At 48.0% G+C, this 19540-nt stretch carries 19 protein-coding genes, 1 pseudogene and 1 riboswitch; of the genes and pseudogenes, 13 read left to right on the forward strand and 7 right to left on the reverse strand.

The features are described 5' to 3' along the window. Positions 1–2 precede the first annotated feature (2 nt). A complete protein-coding gene (locus tag KD909_RS04775) occupies positions 3–782 on the forward strand; it encodes a TIGR01457 family HAD-type hydrolase (RefSeq protein ID WP_047795129.1) in 780 nt (259 codons plus the stop codon). 19 nt (positions 783–801) lie between these two features. Here KD909_RS04775 and KD909_RS04780 read toward each other — a convergent pair whose 3' ends face one another. Further along, a complete protein-coding gene (locus KD909_RS04780; RefSeq protein ID WP_012726833.1) occupies positions 802–1029 on the reverse strand; it encodes a NifU family protein in 228 nt (75 codons plus the stop codon). A gap of 129 nt (positions 1030–1158) precedes the next feature. Here KD909_RS04780 and KD909_RS04785 point away from each other — a divergent pair, with 129 nt between their 5' ends. Together KD909_RS04785 and KD909_RS04790 are read left to right on the forward strand one after the other, a co-directional pair. Next, positions 1159–1464 (forward strand): YuzD family protein, encoded by a 306-nt coding sequence (locus tag KD909_RS04785; RefSeq protein WP_082131992.1) that lies wholly within the window; start codon positions 1159–1161, stop codon positions 1462–1464. 168 nt (positions 1465–1632) lie between these two features. Continuing rightward, on the forward strand, positions 1633–2919 hold the full coding sequence (locus KD909_RS04790; RefSeq protein WP_211782550.1) for a globin-coupled sensor protein: 1287 nt from the start codon (positions 1633–1635) through the stop codon (positions 2917–2919). Between the two features lie 91 nt (positions 2920–3010). On the opposite strand, the gene KD909_RS04795 is transcribed toward KD909_RS04790, so the two are convergent. Continuing rightward, positions 3011–4441, reverse strand: coding sequence for a S8 family serine peptidase (locus KD909_RS04795; RefSeq protein WP_211782551.1), 1431 nt, complete (start codon positions 4439–4441; stop codon positions 3011–3013). Between the two features lie 243 nt (positions 4442–4684). Continuing rightward, a complete protein-coding gene (locus KD909_RS04800; protein ID WP_012726829.1) occupies positions 4685–5740 on the reverse strand; it encodes an NAD(P)/FAD-dependent oxidoreductase in 1056 nt (351 codons plus the stop codon). 98 nt (positions 5741–5838) lie between these two features. Here KD909_RS04800 and KD909_RS04805 point away from each other — a divergent pair, with 98 nt between their 5' ends. Both KD909_RS04805 and KD909_RS04810 read left to right on the forward strand, forming a co-directional pair. After that, positions 5839–6075, forward strand: coding sequence for a YuzB family protein (locus KD909_RS04805; RefSeq protein ID WP_012726828.1), 237 nt, complete (start codon positions 5839–5841; stop codon positions 6073–6075). 203 nt (positions 6076–6278) lie between these two features. Next, positions 6279–7490, forward strand: coding sequence for a NupC/NupG family nucleoside CNT transporter (locus KD909_RS04810; RefSeq protein ID WP_211782552.1), 1212 nt, complete (start codon positions 6279–6281; stop codon positions 7488–7490). Positions 7491–7540: 50 nt separating this feature from the next. On the opposite strand, the gene KD909_RS04815 is transcribed toward KD909_RS04810, so the two are convergent. Then, entirely contained in the window at positions 7541–8101 is a 561-nt protein-coding gene (locus KD909_RS04815) for a nucleotidyltransferase family protein (protein WP_211782553.1), read from the reverse strand. A gap of 70 nt (positions 8102–8171) precedes the next feature. Further along, entirely contained in the window at positions 8172–8759 is a 588-nt protein-coding gene (locus tag KD909_RS04820; protein ID WP_012726825.1) for an ECF transporter S component, read from the reverse strand. Positions 8760–8922: 163 nt separating this feature from the next. Beyond that, positions 8923–9065, reverse strand: a riboswitch (FMN riboswitch). 97 nt (positions 9066–9162) lie between these two features. Here KD909_RS04820 and KD909_RS04825 point away from each other — a divergent pair. After that, positions 9163–9519 carry a HesB/IscA family protein gene (locus KD909_RS04825; RefSeq protein ID WP_074036395.1) on the forward strand — a complete coding sequence of 119 codons (357 nt, stop codon included), beginning with the start codon at positions 9163–9165 and terminating at the stop codon, positions 9517–9519. Positions 9520–9552: 33 nt separating this feature from the next. On the opposite strand, the gene KD909_RS04830 is transcribed toward KD909_RS04825, so the two are convergent. Then, the gene (locus tag KD909_RS04830; RefSeq protein WP_211782554.1) at positions 9553–9792 is read right to left on the reverse strand and encodes a hypothetical protein; all 240 of its coding nucleotides are present in this window, start codon (positions 9790–9792) and stop codon (positions 9553–9555) included. Between the two features lie 127 nt (positions 9793–9919). On the opposite strand from KD909_RS04830, the gene KD909_RS04835 reads away from it, so the two are divergent. Further along, on the forward strand, positions 9920–10774 hold the full coding sequence (locus KD909_RS04835; protein ID WP_211782555.1) for an NAD-dependent epimerase/dehydratase family protein: 855 nt from the start codon (positions 9920–9922) through the stop codon (positions 10772–10774). 41 nt (positions 10775–10815) lie between these two features. Here the strand turns inward: KD909_RS04835 and KD909_RS04840 are convergent, their stop codons facing one another. Next, entirely contained in the window at positions 10816–11793 is a 978-nt protein-coding gene (locus KD909_RS04840) for an NAD(P)/FAD-dependent oxidoreductase (protein WP_012726821.1), read from the reverse strand. Between the two features lie 263 nt (positions 11794–12056). On the opposite strand from KD909_RS04840, the gene KD909_RS04845 reads away from it, so the two are divergent. The 6 genes and pseudogenes from KD909_RS04845 to KD909_RS04870 all read left to right on the forward strand — a co-directional run bounded on the left by KD909_RS04845 (position 12057) and on the right by KD909_RS04870 (position 19523). Then, positions 12057–13268, forward strand: a complete 1212-nt coding sequence (locus KD909_RS04845) for an NAD(P)/FAD-dependent oxidoreductase (RefSeq protein WP_012726820.1) — start codon at positions 12057–12059, stop codon at positions 13266–13268. 128 nt (positions 13269–13396) lie between these two features. Beyond that, the gene (locus KD909_RS04850) at positions 13397–13714 is read left to right on the forward strand and encodes a YuiB family protein (RefSeq protein ID WP_047795135.1); all 318 of its coding nucleotides are present in this window, start codon (positions 13397–13399) and stop codon (positions 13712–13714) included. Between the two features lie 104 nt (positions 13715–13818). Then, positions 13819–14664 (forward strand): glucose PTS transporter transcription antiterminator GlcT, encoded by an 846-nt coding sequence (gene glcT / locus KD909_RS04855; RefSeq protein ID WP_211782556.1) that lies wholly within the window; start codon positions 13819–13821, stop codon positions 14662–14664. Between the two features lie 221 nt (positions 14665–14885). Further along, a pseudogene (gene ptsG, locus KD909_RS04860) lies at positions 14886–16385 on the forward strand (glucose-specific PTS transporter subunit IIBC); the annotation flags it as partial. Positions 16386–16522: 137 nt separating this feature from the next. Further along, positions 16523–18562 (forward strand): glucose-specific PTS transporter subunit IIBC, encoded by a 2040-nt coding sequence (ptsG, locus tag KD909_RS04865; RefSeq protein ID WP_211782557.1) that lies wholly within the window; start codon positions 16523–16525, stop codon positions 18560–18562. 127 nt (positions 18563–18689) lie between these two features. After that, complete coding sequence (locus KD909_RS04870; RefSeq protein ID WP_211782558.1) at positions 18690–19523, forward strand: aldo/keto reductase; 834 nt, start codon at positions 18690–18692, stop codon at positions 19521–19523. Positions 19524–19540: the final 17 nt, after the last annotated feature.

The raw sequence follows: 19540 nt of genomic DNA on the forward strand, positions 1-19540 counted from the left end.
GGATGGAACCGATAAAAGGATATTTATTTGATTTGGATGGTACGATGTATGCCGGAACAGAGCCCGTTCAAGCGGCAGTTGAATTCGTCAACGAGTTAGAAGCGACGGGCGTGCCATACTTATTCGTCACGAATAACGCCTCGATGACACAACAGCAAATTGCAGATAAGTTGATTTCAATGGGGGCAAATGTGAAGGCAGAAAACGTCTTGACGAGTGCCATGGCGACGGCTTTTTATATTGAGAAGATGTCTCCGGGGGCAAGCGTTTATATGATTGGCGAAGACGGACTCCGTCTCGCCCTAGAATCTCGTGGGTTCCACGTCACGGACGAACCGAAAGCAGACTATGTGGTCATCGGTCTCGACCGTCACATCACGTATGAGAAGTTGGCGCGAGGGGCAATCGCCATTCGTTCAGGAGCCCGATTCATTTCGACGAATGGGGATATCGCCATTCCGACAGAACGTGGGTTCTTACCAGGGAATGGATCGCTCACATCCGTGTTAACGGTGACGACCGAGAAAGAACCGTTCTTCATTGGGAAGCCGGAACCGGTCATGATCGACATCGCACTTGACATGATTGGATTGACGAAAGAAGATGTCGTGATGGTAGGGGATAACTATCATACGGATATTCTGTTCGGAATCAACGGGGGCATCCGTACACTTCACGTCAACTCAGGTGTACACGGTCCAGCCTTTGTTCAGGAACAAGAAAAACTCCCGACTTATATGGTCGAGAGTTTAGATGAATGGAAGCATGAAAAAAAGGGATGACGAATGTCTCCCTTTTTGCTTAGAATACTTGTTCTACTTCGACGATGCCTGGTACTTCTTCGATGAGCGCGCGCTCAATACCGGCTTTTAGCGTGATTGTTGAAGATGGGCAGCTGCCGCAAGCACCCATCAAACGGAGCTTGACGATGCCTTCTTCGACATCAACGAGTTCGACGTCTCCGCCGTCACGAAGCAAGAACGGACGCAATTTATCGAGCACTTCTTGGACTTGATCAAACATTTCCATGGTATCTACCCCTTTCTCGTTCTACTTTATTCTAGCAAGTTTGAGAGTGTTTCTCAATCATTTACGCTGAGCGTTTCGTCATCGGGAGTGGGTAAGATTTTTGTATAATGGTTTCGAGGGGGAATAAAGATGAAAATTACAGTGTATGGGGCAGAAGTTCAATGTGCCAGCTGCGTCGGGGCACCGAGTTCGACTGAGACGTATGAGTGGTTGCAAAGTGCGCTCGGACGCAAGTATCCGGAACAGTCCTTTTCTTTCGAGTATATCGATTTCGAACAGAGTGAGGACGAGTTTGCGCAGGCACTTAAAGACGATGAATGGTTTTATCCGCTCGTCTTGCTCGATGGGGAAGTGATTGACGAAGGGGTCGTTCAGTTACGAAAAGTATATGCGGCGATTGAAGCGAAACAAGGATCCGTTAATCATATAGAATAGTGAGCAGGTGGACGAACCATGCGGTTGCAAGGTTCGTTTTTTTGTTTACCTATAATTCAGAAAAAGATTTTACAACTTTTGTCTACCGGGCTAAACTGAACATAACTTGTATAAATTTTATAATATTTTGAAAATTAATAAACCTGTTTATTAAAGGAGGACTATTTGATGTTTGCCCGAAAACGAAATATGCCGATCCATTTAGACACCTCGTCCCAAATGGAGCACTTGTTAATTGATTTACCAAGTGAGTTGGAACGACAACGTCAGTTGATTCGTCTCGAACGGGAAGATCTTGCCTATTTGCGTGCTTATCAACAGGAATTACGTCAACTGACACCTCAGTTAGTTGATGTGTTTTATGAAGAGCTCGAAAAGATTGACGAGATGAAGGACTTGATTCGGCAACATTCGTCTTCGGACAAATTAAAATTGACCCTCTCCAATCATATTATGGAAATGTTTGAAGGGAAGTTGAATGAAGCATATATCGACCGACGACTTGCCATCGCTAAACGTCATTACCTGATCGGTCTGAAAGGGAAGTGGTATATGGCTGCCTTTCAAAAAATATTTGAGACGCTCGTTTTATCGATTCAACATGAGCAGCTCGATGCGGACTCGAAAATGAAACTTATGATGGCCGTCTCAAAAATCTTTAACTTCGAGCAACAAATCGTCCTCGAGATGTTTGATGATGAAGCGGACGTCGTCCGTGACCAGATGCAGCACGTGAAAGATGAAATCAGTCAGACGATTCAACAGGCGAGTGAAGATTTGGCAGCCCTCTCCCAAGAGGTCATGGCCAGTTTTCAGTCGATGAATGAACGGGCAGATGATATGAAGCATTCAAGTTCACTGACGCAGACGAAGCTTCGGACGGTACTTCACTCTTCGGTGAGCGGGAAAGATACGATTTTATCAGAGACGGGACGACTTGACGAAATCGCGCGTGACCTTTCCGACTCGGCCCAAGAAATCAAGGCACTCGAAAGATTGATGAATGAGATCATGACGATTGCGGATTCGGTGAAGCAAATTGCCAACCAGACGAACTTGCTGAGTTTGAATGCGGCCATCGAAGCAGCACGGGCAGGCGAACAAGGGAAAGAGTTCCAAGTCGTCGCATCAGAAGTACGAACGCTCGCGAGTCAATCGAAACAAGCGGCGGAAGAGGTGGAGGATTTGGTGAAGCGGCTCACGAATCAGATGGAAGAGACATCGAGCCGCGTCCTATCGACCGAGCAAGAGATGAAGCAGACAATGGGACGGATCAATCAAGTGACGGATGCCTTCCTCCAGATCTCTGGTGACTCGGAGCATGCTGACGGACAGATGGGGAGCCTCGCCGGTGATATCGATGAGATCGTGGAATCCATTGCCGAACTCAAGCGTGCCACGACCCAGATTGCGACGTCTTCGACACAGCTGATGGATACCGCGCAACGATTATAAGTGGGCAAATGACAAAAAAGACGAACCAGGTCGCATGACACGACTTGATTCGTCGATCGACAAGGTCGAGCGATGCGCTCGACTTTTTCGTTTAGAGGAGCTGGAACGATGACGTCGATGAACCAGCCGTGTAGCCAGTAAGCGTCGCATCAGACTTCACTTGATACGTACCGCGTTGTGACCAAGAATTCGTCGAGAGTGTGAATGTGATGGCTCCTGATGAATTCGTCTTTCCTGTACCGACAAGCGTCGTACCGTTCGGTTGTGTGATCGTCACACGAACATCGGCGTTTGCGACCGCTTGACCATTCGAAGTACGTACTGTCGAAGAAATCGAGACGACTTCACCAGCGTAGTACGATGACTTCGATGTCGAGACTGTCGTCGTGAGTGCTTGTACCGGTTGTGTCGTACCACCAGCAGTAGGGGCTTGGACAAGTCCGTTCCCGAACCATGTGTCACGACCCGCTACACCGAGGTCGATGGAGTCTTGTGACAATTTTGTACGGAGTTGTGTGCTCGATAGCGTAGGGAAGGCTTGCTTCATGAGCGCGAGGTTACCCGCCACATAAGGTGTCGCCATCGATGTTCCGCTCATTTGACCGTAGCCGCCATTTGAGAGGGTCGAGTTGATGCCGACACCAGGTGCTGCCACTTCGACAGTACTTCCTGTCGCCGAGAACGAGGCGCGGTTGTTGTTGATATCGGTTGCGGCGACAGCGATTGCCGAACTGTAACGAGCCGGATAGTTGACGAGGTCACCCGACCCATCGGTACGACCGTTGTTACCCGCTGCCGCGACGACAAGGATGCCCGCGTTGTTGGCACGATCGACGACTTGTTGGAGCGTCGTCGATGGACTCGTCGTCCCGAGGCTCAAGTTGATGATATCCATATCATTTGTGATCGACCAGTCAATCCCGGCGATGATGCTCGATAAGCTACCACTTCCGTTCGCCTCAAGTGCTTTGACGGCGTAAATGCTTGCTTCGTGTGCAATCCCGACTGTTCCGATGCTGTTGTTTCGTGCGCCGATGATCCCAGCAACATGTGTACCGTGACCGTTGTCATCGGCATATGAACTCGTGACCGTGCTGAATGAGGCACCGCCAGCGATTGTTAAATCAGGATGGGCTGAGATTCCTGTGTCAACGACGGATACTTTGACACCTTTCCCAGTGAATCCACTTTGCCAAGATGAAGGAGCTTTTAGTTTGGGGATTCCCCAGTCTTGTGTTTGATTCTCAATCTGTACCGTTTGATCCACTTCCACATGTGCGACGTGTGGATTGTTTTTTAAGCCGTTCAATGCGGCCTTTGGTACTTCGAGTGCAGCGGCTGGAATGTTCGCGTACTGTTGGCGAACTTCCATGCCATCGATGGAAAGGGGGATTTTCTTTGCCGATTCCTTGAAGACGACGATGACGCGTTCTTTCTCTTTATGTGGGGCGGCATCCGCGCCCCCAGGTACGGTTGACAAGACGAGCAATGAGGCGAGGACGGAGCTACAGATTTTTTTCAACTTGTTTCCTCCTTTAAGGTATGTAGGCAAGATGACGGGATGTCCAACTGCCGTGACCATAGAGTAACAAGTTTTGCCAACGTGTAGAATACGCCAATGGCATTAAATATCTGAATATTTAGATAAGGATATAGGGGATTCAGATACAAGACTTTTGACTCAATTGAAAGAGAAATGAATGAAAATAATAGATGAACAAATCAAAAAAAGCGAACCAGCCATGGAGGCTCGTTCGCAATATACTCATTTAATGACTTTATGTTTCCAAAGGATACCGGACTTTAATAGTCGGGCTACTTTCCCAGTGAGTGATTGTTTCCCCATAAACACCCCAAAGCCTGCCTTCTTCCCGAGGGAACCAAGCGTCCCTTTCAGTTTGATGTCGGGTAATTCTGGGTAATTGACGCCTTTCCATTTGCAAAGCAAGACTTGGACGATCTGTTCGGCTTGGGCTTCGGCGAGTTGTCCGGATGGTGCGTACGGTAAGCTCGCATTGTCACCAACGACGAACACGTCCGGCAGTCCAGGAACGAAGTGATGTTCCGTCAATTTGACACGTCCGCCTCCATCGAGCTCCCAACCTTGATTCCGTACAACGGCGACCGGTTGAATCCCGGCCGTCCATACGGTCAGATCAGAAGGGAACAAGTCTTCGTGGTTCCATAGTCCGTCAGCATCGACACGTGTGATGTTGGCATTGTTAATGACTTCGACGCCGTGCTCCTCGAACCAAGATTGTACGTACATCGAAACACGATTAGATAAGAAAGACAGGACGGATGGTCCGCGGTCGAATAAACGGACCGTCAAATCAGGTCGGCTCTCACGAAGTTCGCTGGCGAGTTCGACACCGGACAGCCCGGCACCGACGACAGAAACGACCGACCCTGGTCGTAGACCATTGATCGCTTGCTGTGTCTTACGTGACTCTTCAAGTGTTTGAATACTGTACGTGAACTCGGCGGCCCCTTGGACATTGTGGTACTTGTCTTCGCACCCTAATCCGATGACGAGGTCGTCGTAGGGCACTTTTTCTCCACTCGCGAGCAGGACCATTTTGTCTTCGGTGTCGATGTCCGTGACTTGTCCGTATATGTAATCGATTTCATCCGGAAAGTCGATTCGAATATCGCGGTCCGAGACAGTTCCTGCGGCCAGTGCGTAATACTCTGTTTTCAATCCATGATAAGGCAAGCGATCGACGAGCGTGACCGAGATGTCTTGTAACTGATGTCCAAGCACTCTTTCAATCACACGCATTCCCCCGTAACCGCCTCCTAAGACGACTAATTTGCGCATAATAATCCCCCTTTGTTACTCTTCAACTGTATCATGTTATAATCTGCCGTAGAAGAACCATTTTCCGATAATTCACGTAAAGAAAGACGGTGACATATATGATGAATCCGATCATCGAATTTTGTGCTTCGAATTTGGCGATGGGCTCACAAATTGCCCGGGCTAAATTGGAATCTGATCCGGACCTTGATGTGGTCGAATACGGCTGTACAGGCTACTGCGGTGTCTGTTCCCTCGATCTCTTTTGCCTCGTTGACGGGGAAGTCGTGACGGGTGAAACACCAGAAGAGCTCGTGACGAAGGTGTATGAAAAAATCGAAGAGATGGCATGGTAAAAAGTTTGAGGGATGACCTCAAACTTTTTTATTTCACCCGTTGCATTTTAAAAAGAGGGATGTTATATTCTAAGAGGTTCGAATGTAGGTTGTCTGACGTTTAACAACAATAAAAAAGAAAGCGTTTCAAACGGTAGGGCACATCTCTTTTCGGGTATGACACATATAATTGGTTTGTTTAATATGAAAGGAGCACAACATCAATGAAAATCATGAGTGTGGTTGGTATTTTGGCACTAATTGCAATCGCTTACATCTTCTCTACCAACCGTAAAGCCATCAAATGGCGCACGGTCTTGGCAGCGTTCGCTGTTCAATTCGCATTTGCATTCCTCGTCTTATATACGGCATGGGGACGTAAGGCACTTGAATGGATCTCAAACGGAGTTCAAGCTGTCTTAAGCACAGCAGGTGACGGGATTGCCTTCGTATTCGGAACAGCGGTCGGTGGCGACAACTTCGTCTTCGCATTCCAAGTTCTTCCGATTATCATCTTCATGTCATCGTTAATCGCATTGCTTTACTACCTCGGCGTCATGCAGTGGGTCATCCGTATCCTCGGTACGGCACTCGCGAAAGCACTTGGAACGTCACGTAAAGAGTCACTTTCAGCAACAGCAAACATCTTCGTCGGTCAAACGGAAGCGCCGCTTGTCATCAAGCCGTATCTTCCAACAATGACACAGTCTGAGCTCTTCGCAGTCATGGTCGGTGGACTCGCATCAGTTGCTGGATCTGTACTTGCAGGTTACGCGGCACTTGGTGTACCACTAGAATACTTGCTCGCAGCGAGCTTCATGGCAGCGCCAGCTGGTCTCTTGTTCGCGAAAATCATCGTGCCGGAAACAGAAGAGTACGATGACGACATCGAGATTGTAGAGGATGAAGAAGACAGAGCGGCGAACTTTGTCGATGCAGCGGCACGTGGTGCCTCTGACGGTCTCTTCCTTGCCTTGAACGTTGGTGCGATGCTTCTCGCGTTCGTTTCATTGATTGCGCTCGTCAACTTGATCCTCGGTTCGGTCGGCGGACTTTTCGGATTTGATAGCTTGTCACTCCAATTGATTCTCGGTTACGTCTTCGCACCACTTGCATTCGTGATCGGTGTACCATGGGCGGATGCTGTACAATTCGGTAGCTTCCTTGGTCAAAAACTAGTCTTGAACGAATTCGTTGCCTTCTCTGAGTTTGCTCCAATCATCGGTACTGGTGATTTGTCAGCCCGTACAGAAGCGATGATCGCATTCGCACTTTGTGGTTTCGCAAACATCTCGTCACTCGCGATCCTTCTCGGTGGTCTTGGTGGGATGGCACCAAACCGTCGTGGTGACATCGCACGCATGGGTGTCCTCGCGATTCTTGCAGGTACGCTTGCGAACTTGATGTCAGCTACATTGGCTGGACTTCTTCTTTAATCGGTATAAGAAAACGCGATCACTTCGGTGGTCGCGTTTTTGTGTGGGTATTATGTATACAATTTGACGTTTGGCCACTCGACTGGCCAGGTTTTTTGAGCCATTCGCTTCAAGTAGATCGGATGTGTTGAGGTGCTTGTTTCAAAGTACGGTGTGGGTCTAACTTGTAGCGTGAGAAGATCTTGAATCCCATATGGTGCGGCCAGAATGAGCTCCTCATTTGAGTCGAGTCTCACCCCGATTGCGGTGACGGTCTCAGGGAAGTGCGCCAACGCATCGACCGATGATGTATATGGAGGCAACTGGTTCACATGATGCATCCTCGCTTGGTTTTTGACAGACCAAGGCACATCGGGGATGAGACGGAATAATCGCTGTTCGAGTTCTTCCTCAACTGCTTCATCTAGTTGATTCGGATCGAAATAGATCACATCCACATCATCCGTTTTAGTCGATGTTTTGTATCCGTGAAGATGATCCCACACTTTTGCCCGGATATATCCCGCACAAATCCAACAATCCGGTAAATCGAGGCTGGCAACGGCGTGGAGAAGCTTTATGAGCTCGGCGTCTTGTTTTAGAAAATGAACCAAATCTTGTTCGTCTGTCATAATGAATGACCCTCCTTACAATATGGTTGAAAAAAAGCACCTAGGCAACGCCTAGATGCTCGTATATCGATTATGCTTGAAGTTGTACGCGCTGACGTTCGATCCACGGCTTCAATTTCAAGAAGAGTGGGACGAAGAGCGCGCTGATCAAAATCGCTTTAATCAAGTTGAACGGTAAGATTCCGTAAAGGACAAGGTCCGTTTTTACAGCTGGGTCTGCCATGTCTGCCATGCCGAAGAAGAAGGCGTAAGCTGGCAAGATGACGAGATAGTTTAAGATGGCAAGGCTAAGAGCCATTGTGATTGTACCGGCAAGTAATCCAGAAGCGAGTGCTTTGTTTGACTTGCGCTTATGGTAGAACCAGGCAACTGGGTACATGAATGCGACACCTGCGAAGAAGTTTGCGACTTCCCCGACTGGAACGCCGCCACCGTTAAAGACGTAGTACAAGACGTTTTTCAAACCGACAACCACGACTCCTGCGAGTGGGGAAAAGACGATTCCGGCAATGAGTGCAGGAATGTCACTAAAGTCCACTTTAAGGAATGGCGGTAAAAATGGGAGCGGAAAGTTGAATAGCATGAGTACGAACGAGATTGTCCCGAGCATCGCCAAAGTCACCATTGTTGTCAGTCGTTTATTGCGCGTAGTTTTCATCAGAATCTCTCCTTTAGGTCGCTCCTCGATGAATGGCATCCGTCGCATATAAAAACCCGATTGCAATGAAGACAATCGGGAGAGTTTACGCGCATACGAAAGAGATGTTTTCCGAGGTGGAAAAGTCCACGTCAAAGAAAACATCCGGATATCGGTCGGATGCCGCCATCTTCTCCCATCCAGACTATACTGTCGGCTTTCGAATCTCACGAAATCAGCAAGCAACGCCTTGCTCGCTCACGGGCTGAGAAGAATATATTCTTCAATACCGCCGGTCGGGAATTTCACCCTGCCCCGAAGATGGAACGATTTAATTTTTTTTGTTACAGTTTAGTTATACAAGATAATCCACAAGATGACAAGTCAATTGACTTGAATTGAAGATATATGAGGAGGAGTTCAGATGATTCATTTAACAGAGTCAGCCGCACTTCAAGTGCTAGAGATGATGAAACAGACGGAACGACCGGATGCGCAATACTTGCGAGTGAAAGTTCAAGGTGGCGGATGTACAGGACTTTCATACGGGATGGGCTTCGACGAGGAAAAGACGGACAAAGACATTCAATTCGACCATCATGGTGTCCGCGTCATCGTTGCGGAAGTGGATCACGGGGTCGTTGATGGCCTCGAGATTGATTATAAGCAGTCGATGCTCGGTGGCGGTTTCACAATTAAAAACCCAAATGCGATTGCAACATGCGGTTGCGGTTCGAGTTTCCGGACAGCGACGAATGCAGGTACGCCAGGAGAATGCTAAAGAATAAGAACCGATCGCGAGTGCGATCGGTTCTTATTCTTCTTCTGTCAAAATCAACCGAATGACTTTTGCAGTTACGTCGAGTTCGATGTGATGTTGCCAAGGCCGAAAGCCTGTGATTGTACACGTGTCATTCGTGATGCGGAATGAGCAGACACTCTCTTCCTCTTGATCGAGGACAGAGTAACGACTGAAATCAGATAAGCTCTGATAGATCGCATACTGTGATGGTAGTTCATACGTCCATCCTTTTTCTAACATGATTTGGTGCATATTCGAGCCCCCTAACAAGTCTTTACTTATTAGAATAGCAAGAATACGAGTGAAAGTGGTAGATTAGTCTGTTTCTTTGAAGGGAAAATGAGTAGGGACGTCATTACAAATGGGAGGATTCAGGGTCATGAGAAAAGTATTGATATTCGGAGGGTCACGCTATTTCGGAAAACGGCTCGCATTGCGACTTGCTGAAGCAGGGGATGATGTGACGATTGTGACGAGAGGGCAACTACAGGTTCCGGAAGCTGAAGGGATTCGGTCTGTCAAAGGAGACCGGCAATCGGTCGCGACGATGAAAGACTTGGCCCGCGAACGGTACGACCTCGTCTATGACAACATTTGTTTTACTCCGTATCAGGCAAAAATCGCCTCGGATGCGTTCATGGACAAAGTCGGGAAATATGTGCTCACGTCGACGATGTCGGTCTACGCGCCTGGTCCTGATTTAAAAGAGAGCGACTTCAATCCGCTCCATTACGAATATCATCTTGAATCCGAACATGACTACGGACAAGGGAAACGCGAGGCGGAATCATTCTTCTTCCATCGCGCCTCTTTCCCAGTTGCGACCGTACGATTACCGATCGTGTTAGGTCCGGATGACTATACAGACCGGTTGAAGTTTTATGTAGATGCAATCCGGAACGAGGAACCGGTTGTCTTACATCATCCAGAGGCGAATATGGGCTTCATCTCGAGCGCGGAAGCGGCCGCCTTCTTAGAATGGGTCGGACGTGCCAACGTGACTGGGCCGTTCAATGCGGCGAGCGATGGCCTCATCTCGATGGGGGCCTTGATGGAGCGGATCGGTCAACACGTTGGAAAACCCGTCCAGATCATAAAAGATGGAGACTCGTCACCGTATGATTCGGATGTCGACTATTATATGTCGATTGCTGAGGCGAAGAAGGCGGGGTTTGTGTTTACGCAACTCGATGACTGGATTGACCGGGTCATCGTTCAAACGATGAAAAGATAAAAAAACGCTTCTGTGGATGTGGTCCACAGAAGCGTTTTTGGTTATTTCCCAGCAAATACAGATGTCGAGTGTTGCGGATGACGAGCAGTCGGATCCACGAGCTGTTTCACTTGGTTGATGGCGATTGGGGCTTCACCGAAACCGGTCGCAATCAATTTTACTTTCCCTTCGTATGTGGCGATATCACCGCAAGCGAAGATGCCGGCAACGGTCGTTTCCATACGTGAATCGACACGGATCGTGTTTTTCTCGAATTCCATTCCCCAGTTCTTGATTGGACCGAGCGATGAAACGAATCCGTAGTTACAAATCAAATCATCGATTTCAACGATTTTTGATTCGCCATCCTTATCTGTCAATTCGACAGATTCGATGTGTGTCTCCCCAGACAGTGACTCGATGTTGTAAGGCGTAAGGACGTTAATCGTCGATGCCTTCATCTGTTCGACCGTATGTTCATGAGCACGGAAGCGGTCACGACGGTGAACGATGTGGACTTCTTTTGCGATTCCTTCGAGCATGAGTGCCCAGTCGACGGCTGAATCGCCACCGCCGGCAATCATGACACGGCGATCACGGAATTTCTCCATGTTGTCGACGAAGTAATGAAGGTTGGCGTAATCTTCGCAGCCATCAAGCCCGAGTGGACGAGCCGAGAAGGCACCGTTTCCGGCCGTGATGATGATGGCTTTCGTATGATATTCTTCTTTATTTGTTGTCAATACGAACGTGCCGTCCTCGAGACGTTCCACCGTTTCCACCGTTTCACCGAGACGGTAATCTTGTTCGAACTGGTCAGCTTGTGCTTTTAGTTGATCAATCAAGTCCTGTGCTTTTACTTTCGGGAAACCGGCAATATCATAAATATATTTTTCAGGATAGAGCGTTGACAACTGACCACCGAGTTGCGGTAAGCTTTCAATCAACGTCGTATCGAGTTGGCGCATGCCTGCATAAAATGCGGTGAACAGTCCGACCGGGCCGCCACCGATGATGATTACATCTTTCGTCGTCTTCATCGAATTCCTCCTCAAAGCGTATACATTTATTATAGAGAGTTTATTGAATTAAATCCATTCAGTACAAACATGCAATACTTTCAAAAAAAATTCAAGAAGATAAGCTTTTCCATTGAGAATTCAATTTAAAGAGCGTACAATGAAACAGAAGCAATTGTGAACAGATGTTGAACAAGAATAGGCTTTATTGTGAACGTCTATGTGAAGAAACACACAACATAGTTGTTCAAAAAAACAAAACTTTAAACAAGGTGGAAATGAACATGAAACGACCTAACATTGTTATTCTTGGTGCGGGCTTCGGTGGACTCATCACAGCCGTCAACCTTCAAAAGACACTCGCTGCAGGTGATGCGAACATCACGCTCATCAACAAGCATGATTATCACTACCAAACGACATGGCTTCACGAACCAGCTGCTGGAACGATGAACCCAGACCAAGCACGCATCTACATTAACGATATTGTGAACCCGTCACGTGTGAAACTTGTCAAAGGGATCGTCGATCGCGTCGATACTGCTGCGAAACAAGTTACACTCGAAGATGGTTCTGTCGTCGAATACGACTATGTCGTCATCGGTCTCGGCGGTGTACCTGAAACGTTCGGTATCCCAGGCTTGAAAGAACATGCGATGACAATCAGCTCGTTGAACAGTGTTCGTAAAATCAAAGAGCACATCGAATATTCATTCGCTCAATATAAAACAAACGGTTCTTCAGACAACTCGTTCGTGACGATCGTTGTCGGTGGTGCTGGATTCACAGGAATCGAATTCCTCGGTGAAATCGTCAACCGAATCCCTGAACTTTGCAAACAGTATGACGTTCCACGCGAAGCGGTTCGCATCGTCAACATTGAAGCGGCACCAACAGTTCTTCCTGGTTTCGACCCAGAACTCACGACATACGCACAGAAATGGTTGGAGCGTAACGGTGTCGAGATGAAACTCGGTAACGGAATCAAAGGTGTCGAGCCAGGTGTGGTGACATTCGGTCCACTTCAAGGTGACACGACAGAAACGATTCGTGCCAACACGATCATCTGGACAGGTGGCGTAAGTGGTAGCCCGATCATCGAAAAATCAGGATTTGAAGCGGTCCGTAACCGTGTCATGGTGGAAGCGGACAACCGTGCACCAGGTCACGACAACGTCTTCATCATCGGTGACTGCTCAGCGGTCATGGACCCTGCATCGAACCGTCCATACCCACCGACGGCACAAATCGCGACACAACAAGCGCACAACGTTGCGAAGAACATCGCGGCGCTCATCAATGGCAAATCGACTTCGAAGTTCACTTACGAGAGCAAAGGAACAGTTGCTTCACTCGGACATAACGATGGAATCGGAATCGTGATGGGCAAAAAGATCTTCGGTCGCAACGCTTCATTCATGAAAAAAGTCATCGACAACAAACACTTCATCGAATTGAAAAAATACGGACTCGTCCTTAAAAAAGGGAAGTTCTAATTTTCATGATTGCACGGCTCGTTCTGTCTCAGAACGGGCTGTTTTTCTTTCGAAATTGTCATAGGAAGTTCTTTGACCTCGTTGGTCGAAATTTTGTATAATGAAGAGCGGACAAGGGGGGGCAACACATGCATATTATCCAAGCAGTCATTGGAGCCGTTTTATATATGACGATTTTTTTCAGTATCGGCTTCATCTTGAATATGTTACTTAAAAAGACATGGACACTCGTGTTCATTTATCCAATTTTTGTCATCATGATGATTGATAATGTCAAACTTTCGAGTTACGTGACCGAGACATCGACCGCGCTCACGAGTGTCTATGAAGGACTCGTCGGGTTGCAACTTCTCGATCTATTCATGCTCGGCTTTGGATTGCTCGGTGCAATTCTAGCTGGTGTGACGATTCGTTTCTTACGAAAGAGCGGTTATTCAATGTTTTAAATGGCGACAGAAATGTTCGCCTTTTTTGTTTTGTCCCTACTTTTTTAGGGCATGAACCGATATACTAGATAGCGAAACGATTTTTAGTAAGGGATGCGATGCGAATGACATTACCGATGTATACGATCAAAAAAGTGTTGAATAATAGCGTTGTCATTTGTCAACATGATACGGATCCGGAAGTCATTCTACTCGGGAAGGGGATTGGCTTTGGCAAAAAACCAGGCGACCTCGTCGACCCGGCCAGCGTCCCGGAGAAAGTGTATCAGCTGACAGATAAAGAAGAGCAATCTCAATATCAAGAACTCGTCAAACATGTCGACGAGGACTTCATTGCGTTCATGCAAGAGATTGTCGCCTTCATTGAGACGAGTACGGGCAAAAAAGTCGATGAGCACATCCATATCGGTTTGACCGACCACCTGTTCTTCACGATGAAGCGAATCGAACAAGGGATGGAAGTGACGAATCCGTTTTTACTCGAGACGGAATCACTCTACCCGAACGAGTTTGCACTTGCGGAACGAATCGTCGATATGTTCCATGAACGATTGAACGTTTTGCTCCCAGATGCGGAGACTGGGTTTATCGCCCTTCATATCCACTCGGCGACGACGTTCAAAAACGTCCTCGAGGTCAACCGTCATAATCAAATCATCGGGCAGATTGTGCAAACGATTGAGAGTCGTTTGAACGTGAAAATGGACCGGACGTCACTCGATTATAAGCGCTTACTTCGGCACTTAAGGTACGCCGTTGAGCGGGTTGCGACGGGTGAGACAGTCGAGGCACCACAAAAAATTGAAAAGGTGTTGCGCGACGAATATCCGCTATGCTATAGTACTGCTTGGGAGCTGATGGGCATCATGGAACGCGAATTAAAGCGTCCCGTCCCACGAGGTGAAGCGACATATTTGACGATGCATCTCCAGCGCCTAACAAGTAGATAAATGATACCACGTGTCTTACGTGTTACTGATTCGATCAGGCATGAGTAAGGAGTGGAACGTTATGTGATGTCTCCATTGGGAGAGGTCTACGTTCTATCCTTATTCATGCCTTTTCTGTTTTTATAAACGTGATTTATGAAAACGTTTAGATACGTCGGTTGTCTGACATCTACGCCGCTATCATATTGTTTATACGTACTTAAAAAAAGGAGGAAATGTTGATGTTTAAGCAGATCTTTGGTGTTCTTCAAAAAGTCGGTAAAGCACTTATGCTTCCTGTTGCAATCTTGCCGGCAGCCGGTCTTCTTCTTGCATTCGGTAACGCAATGCAAAACCCACAACTTACATCACGCGCTGGTTGGTTAACGAACGAAGGCGTCGTGAAATTCGCTCAATTGATGGAGCAAGCAGGTGGAATCATCTTCTCGAACTTGGCGCTCTTGTTCGCAGTCGGTGTCGCCATCGGTTTAGCAGGTGACGGCGTAGCCGGACTTGCAGCAATCGTTGGATTCTTGATCATGAACAAAGTCATGGGTGTTTGGCTCGAACTCACACCTGAAGTGTTAGCACAAGGTGACCCGGCTTACGCGAACGTACTCGGTATCCCAACGCTCCAAACAGGGGTATTCGGAGGGATCATCATGGGTCTCATCGCCGCATGGGCCTATAACAAGTACTTCAATATCGAATTGCCACAGTTCCTTGGTTTCTTCGCTGGTAAACGTTTCGTTCCAATCGTAACGGCAGTTGCAGCCGTTGTTGCTGGTTTCGTTTTACTATTAGTATGGCCACCAGTTCAGCACGGATTGAACTCATTCTCAAACTTCATGTTGAATGAAAACCGTACATTTGCAGCGTTCATCTTCGGTTTAATCGAACGTTCATTGATTCCATTCGGTCTTCACCACATCTTCTACTCACCATTCTGGTTTGAATTCGGTTCATACACAGATGCAGCGGGTAACGTTGTACGTGGTGACCAAGCGATCTTCTTCGCACAAATTCGTGACGGCGCTGAATTGACGGCAGGTACGTTCATGACTGGTAAATTCCCGTTCATGATGTTCGGTCTTCCTGCAGCAGCACTCGCGATGTATCACGAAGCACGTCCTGAGCGTAAAGCGGTTGTCGGTGGTCTCTTGGCTTCTGCTGCCCTTACATCGTTCTTGACTGGTATCACAGAACCAATCGAGTTCTCATTCTTGTTCGTAGCACCACTTCTCTTCGCAGTACACGCAGTATTCGCAGGTCTTTCATTCATGACAATGCACATCTTGAACGTGAAAATCGGGATGACGTTCTCGGGTGGTTTGATCGACTTCTTGCTCTTCGGTGTTCTTCCAGGTCGTACGGCTTGGTGGCTCGTTATTCCAGTCGGTCTCGTGTTCGCGGTTGTTTACTACTTCGGATTCCGTTTCGTTATCCGCAAATTCAACCTTAAAACACCAGGTCGTGAAGATGAAGTTGTTGAACAGTCAACAGCTACTGGTTCGGAACTTGCACAAGATATCCTCGTCGGTCTTGGTGGCTCACAAAACATCAAGCACCTCGATGCATGTATCACACGTCTTCGTGTCGAAGTAAAAGATAAGAACCAAGTCAACAAAGATGAGTTGAAACGCCTTGGTGCATCTGGAGTCCTTGAAGTTGGTAACAACATTCAAGCAATCTTCGGACCACGTTCGGACGCATTGAAATCAGAAATCCAAGCGGTCATCGCTTCAGGTAACGAAAAGAAAGCTAACTAATTGATGACCTAGACCAATCCTTCGGGGTTGGTCTTTTCTTTTTATGTGAAACGGTTTCATCCAAACGTTAGAGGGAAAAAGTAAGTATTCTGACAAAGGAGGGAACCATGATGTGGAAGAAAGTGTTTGGCGTTTTACAACGGGTCGGGAAAGCACTCATGCTTCCGGTTGCAATCTTACCGGCAGCCGGTCTTCTCTTGGCGTTTGGTACCGCATTCCAAAACCCGGACCTCGTTGAATTGCTCCCGTTTCTGGCGAATGACTCACTTGTCCTGATTTGGCAAGTCATGACAGATGCCGGGGACATCGTCTTCGCAAACTTAGGGTTGCTGTTTGCCGTCGGGGTCGCGATCGGCCTGGCGAACGGAGATGGGGTTGCTGGTCTAGCAGCCATTGTCGGTTATTTGATCATGAACAAAGTCATCAGCACGTGGAATGGGATTACCGCGGAAATCGCTCAAGGTGATCCGCAGTATGCGACCGTTCTCGGTATCCCGACACTCCAAATGGGGGTATTCGGGGGTATTATCGCAGGTCTTGTTGCAGCCTACGCATACAACAAGTATTTCAACATCAAGTTGCCAGATTTCTTAGGGTTCTTTGCAGGGAAGCGGTTCGTCCCGATTGCGACGGCCGCATTCAGTTTGATTATCGGGATTGCGCTCGCATATATATGGCCACCGATTGGGAATGCGATCAACACGTTCTCAAGTACGGTCATCGAGGCAAACGTTGCCTTATCAGCATTCATCTTTGGATTAGTAGAACGTTCCTTGATTCCGTTCGGTCTTCACCATATTTGGTATTCTCCATTCTGGTTCCAATTCGGAGAGTATACGAACCAAGCCGGTGATCTCGTACAAGGTGACCAGCGGATCTTCTTCGCACAACTGCGTGACGGCGTGGAATTCACAGCCGGTACGTACATGACCGGGAAATTCCCGTTCATGATGTTCGGCTTACCAGCAGCCTGTCTCGCCATGTTCCACACGGTTCCGAAAGAACGGCGGAAAGACGTCGAGGGTCTCTATTTCTCGGCTGCCCTTACGTCATTCTTGACAGGGATCACAGAACCAGTCGAATTCTCATTCGTTTTCGTTGCACCACTTCTCTTCGGAATTCACGCCGTCTTTGCCGGTCTCTCCTTCATGACGATGCATTTACTGAACGTCAAGATTGGGATGACCTTCTCTGGTGGTCTCATTGACTATCTGCTCTTCGGGGTCCTGCCGAACCGGACGGCCTGGTGGCTCGTCATCCCGGTTGGTCTCGTCTTTGCGGTCATCTACTACTTTGGATTCCGATTCGCTATTACGAAGTTTGACCTGAAAATTCCTGGACGTGACGTGCAGACTGGCACGAAAGGGGACAAAGCGGGGATTGGGGACGACTTGCCATATGAAGTGCTCTTCGGACTCGGTGGTCCTGAAAACATTAAGCATTTAGATGCATGTATCACGCGTCTCCGTGTCACGGTGAATGATGTGAAACAAGTCGATAAAGATCTCTTAAAAGATCTTGGTGCCGCTGGTGTGCTTGAAGTGGGAGACAATATCCAAGCCATCTTCGGACCAAAATCGGATACGCTCAAATCACAAATCGCGACCATCATCGAAGGTGGCGAATACAAACCGAAAGAGAAAGTAGAGAAGGCAGTCATTACACCGGAAGCGGCTGAACAAGCCGATCATCGCTTCCTCGCTCCGATGTCGGGTGTCCTGTTATCACTCGATGATGTGCCGGATCAAGTCTTCTCGGGTCGCATGATGGGAGAAGGATTTGCGATTGAACCGAGCTCAGGTCAGGTCGTTTCGCCGGTGACGGGTCAAATCACGACATTCTTCCCGACGAAACATGCGATCGGTATTTTGGCTGACGATGGACGTGAACTGTTGATTCATGTCGGTCTCGATACGGTCAATCTGAAAGGGGAAGGATTCACGGCGAAAGTCGAAGAAGGCGCCCGGGTCGAAGCGGGAGATGTCCTTCTTGAAGTCGATCTTAGCGCGATTCGAGATAAAGTTCCGTCACTGATCACACCGATCATCTGGACGAACGGAGACGGAAAGGTCGTCGTCGTACCGTTCGGTGAGACGGTCGTCGCAGGGGAAGCGCTCGACTTTAGAGCCGATGACAGAGGTACAGAATAACCGAGTCTCACACGCCGCTCCAGTAATGGGGCGGCTCTTCTTATGCAGTTACTTCAATGTGCCTTACTCCACAAAAGGAGAATCCCCTTTATAGTGAAGGAGAATTCTCACGAAAGAAGGGGTACAAATGAAACAATCTATAGAGTTGAATCACGGTCAGAAAGTTCTTCCTGCCATCGGACTAGGTGTCTTCAAAGTAGAAGACGGAGATACGGTCATCGATGCCGTCGTCGAGGCGATTCGTCAAGGATACCGTCATATCGATACGGCAGCTGTTTATGAGAATGAAGAGGGTGTCGGTGTCGGAATCCGAAAAGGGATGGAAATCGCAAATATTTCTCGGGATGATTTGTTCATCACCTCAAAACTTTGGAATGCCGATCAAGGTTATGAATCAGCTATCGCTGCGTATGAAGCTTCACTCGAACGCCTCGGCTTAGAACAATTGGATTTGTATTTGATTCATTGGCCGGTGGAAGACAAAATCGTTGACTCTTGGCGTGCCCTTGAACAATTGTATCGAGAGGGGCGTGTCGGGGCAGTCGGTGTGAGTAATTTCCAAATCCATCACCTCGAGACATTGGCTGAAAACAGTGACCTCGTTCCAGCTGTGAACCAGGTTGAACGGCATCCGTTGCTTCGTCAAACCGAGTTAGCATCGTACATGAGCGAGCACGGCATCGTACCGGTCGCTTGGGCACCACTTATGCAGGGCGGGTTGTTCGAAGAGCAGACTTTAGTAGAGGTCGCGAAAGAAGTCAATCGTTCCGTCGCCCAGGTGTTGTTACGGTGGCATCTCCAAACGGGATGGGTGATTATTCCGAAATCCATCAAACCACATCGAATCGCAGAAAACTTCGATGTACATGACTTTGAGTTGACCAATGATCAAATGGAACGAATCGATGCACTCGACCAGCATAAACGTGTCGGTCCGGACCCAGACGATTTTGATTTCTAATGCAGTATGTAAAAAAG

This window comes from Exiguobacterium sp. PFWT01, assembly GCF_018255795.1.
GTDB lineage: Bacteria > Bacillota > Bacilli > Exiguobacteriales > Exiguobacteriaceae > Exiguobacterium.

What these genes read in the sequence shown, in the direction of transcription:
- KD909_RS04775 (WP_047795129.1), top strand. Translation starts at nt 3, where the DNA reads ATGGAACCGATAAAAGGATATTTATTTGATTTGGATGGTACGATGTAT.
- KD909_RS04780 (WP_012726833.1), bottom strand. Translation starts at nt 1,029, where the DNA reads ATGGAAATGTTTGATCAAGTCCAAGAAGTGCTCGATAAATTGCGTCCG.
- KD909_RS04785 (WP_082131992.1), top strand. Translation starts at nt 1,159, where the DNA reads ATGAAAATTACAGTGTATGGGGCAGAAGTTCAATGTGCCAGCTGCGTC.
- KD909_RS04790 (WP_211782550.1), top strand. Translation starts at nt 1,633, where the DNA reads ATGTTTGCCCGAAAACGAAATATGCCGATCCATTTAGACACCTCGTCC.
- KD909_RS04800 (WP_012726829.1), bottom strand. Translation starts at nt 5,740, where the DNA reads ATGCGCAAATTAGTCGTCTTAGGAGGCGGTTACGGGGGAATGCGTGTG.
- KD909_RS04805 (WP_012726828.1), top strand. Translation starts at nt 5,839, where the DNA reads ATGATGAATCCGATCATCGAATTTTGTGCTTCGAATTTGGCGATGGGC.
- KD909_RS04810 (WP_211782552.1), top strand. Translation starts at nt 6,279, where the DNA reads ATGAAAATCATGAGTGTGGTTGGTATTTTGGCACTAATTGCAATCGCT.
- KD909_RS04815 (WP_211782553.1), bottom strand. Translation starts at nt 8,101, where the DNA reads ATGACAGACGAACAAGATTTGGTTCATTTTCTAAAACAAGACGCCGAG.
- KD909_RS04820 (WP_012726825.1), bottom strand. Translation starts at nt 8,759, where the DNA reads ATGAAAACTACGCGCAATAAACGACTGACAACAATGGTGACTTTGGCG.
- KD909_RS04825 (WP_074036395.1), top strand. Translation starts at nt 9,163, where the DNA reads ATGATTCATTTAACAGAGTCAGCCGCACTTCAAGTGCTAGAGATGATG.
- KD909_RS04830 (WP_211782554.1), bottom strand. Translation starts at nt 9,792, where the DNA reads ATGCACCAAATCATGTTAGAAAAAGGATGGACGTATGAACTACCATCA.
- KD909_RS04835 (WP_211782555.1), top strand. Translation starts at nt 9,920, where the DNA reads ATGAGAAAAGTATTGATATTCGGAGGGTCACGCTATTTCGGAAAACGG.
- KD909_RS04840 (WP_012726821.1), bottom strand. Translation starts at nt 11,793, where the DNA reads ATGAAGACGACGAAAGATGTAATCATCATCGGTGGCGGCCCGGTCGGA.
- KD909_RS04845 (WP_012726820.1), top strand. Translation starts at nt 12,057, where the DNA reads ATGAAACGACCTAACATTGTTATTCTTGGTGCGGGCTTCGGTGGACTC.
- KD909_RS04850 (WP_047795135.1), top strand. Translation starts at nt 13,397, where the DNA reads ATGCATATTATCCAAGCAGTCATTGGAGCCGTTTTATATATGACGATT.
- glcT (WP_211782556.1), top strand. Translation starts at nt 13,819, where the DNA reads ATGACATTACCGATGTATACGATCAAAAAAGTGTTGAATAATAGCGTT.
- ptsG (WP_211782557.1), top strand. Translation starts at nt 16,523, where the DNA reads ATGTGGAAGAAAGTGTTTGGCGTTTTACAACGGGTCGGGAAAGCACTC.
- KD909_RS04870 (WP_211782558.1), top strand. Translation starts at nt 18,690, where the DNA reads ATGAAACAATCTATAGAGTTGAATCACGGTCAGAAAGTTCTTCCTGCC.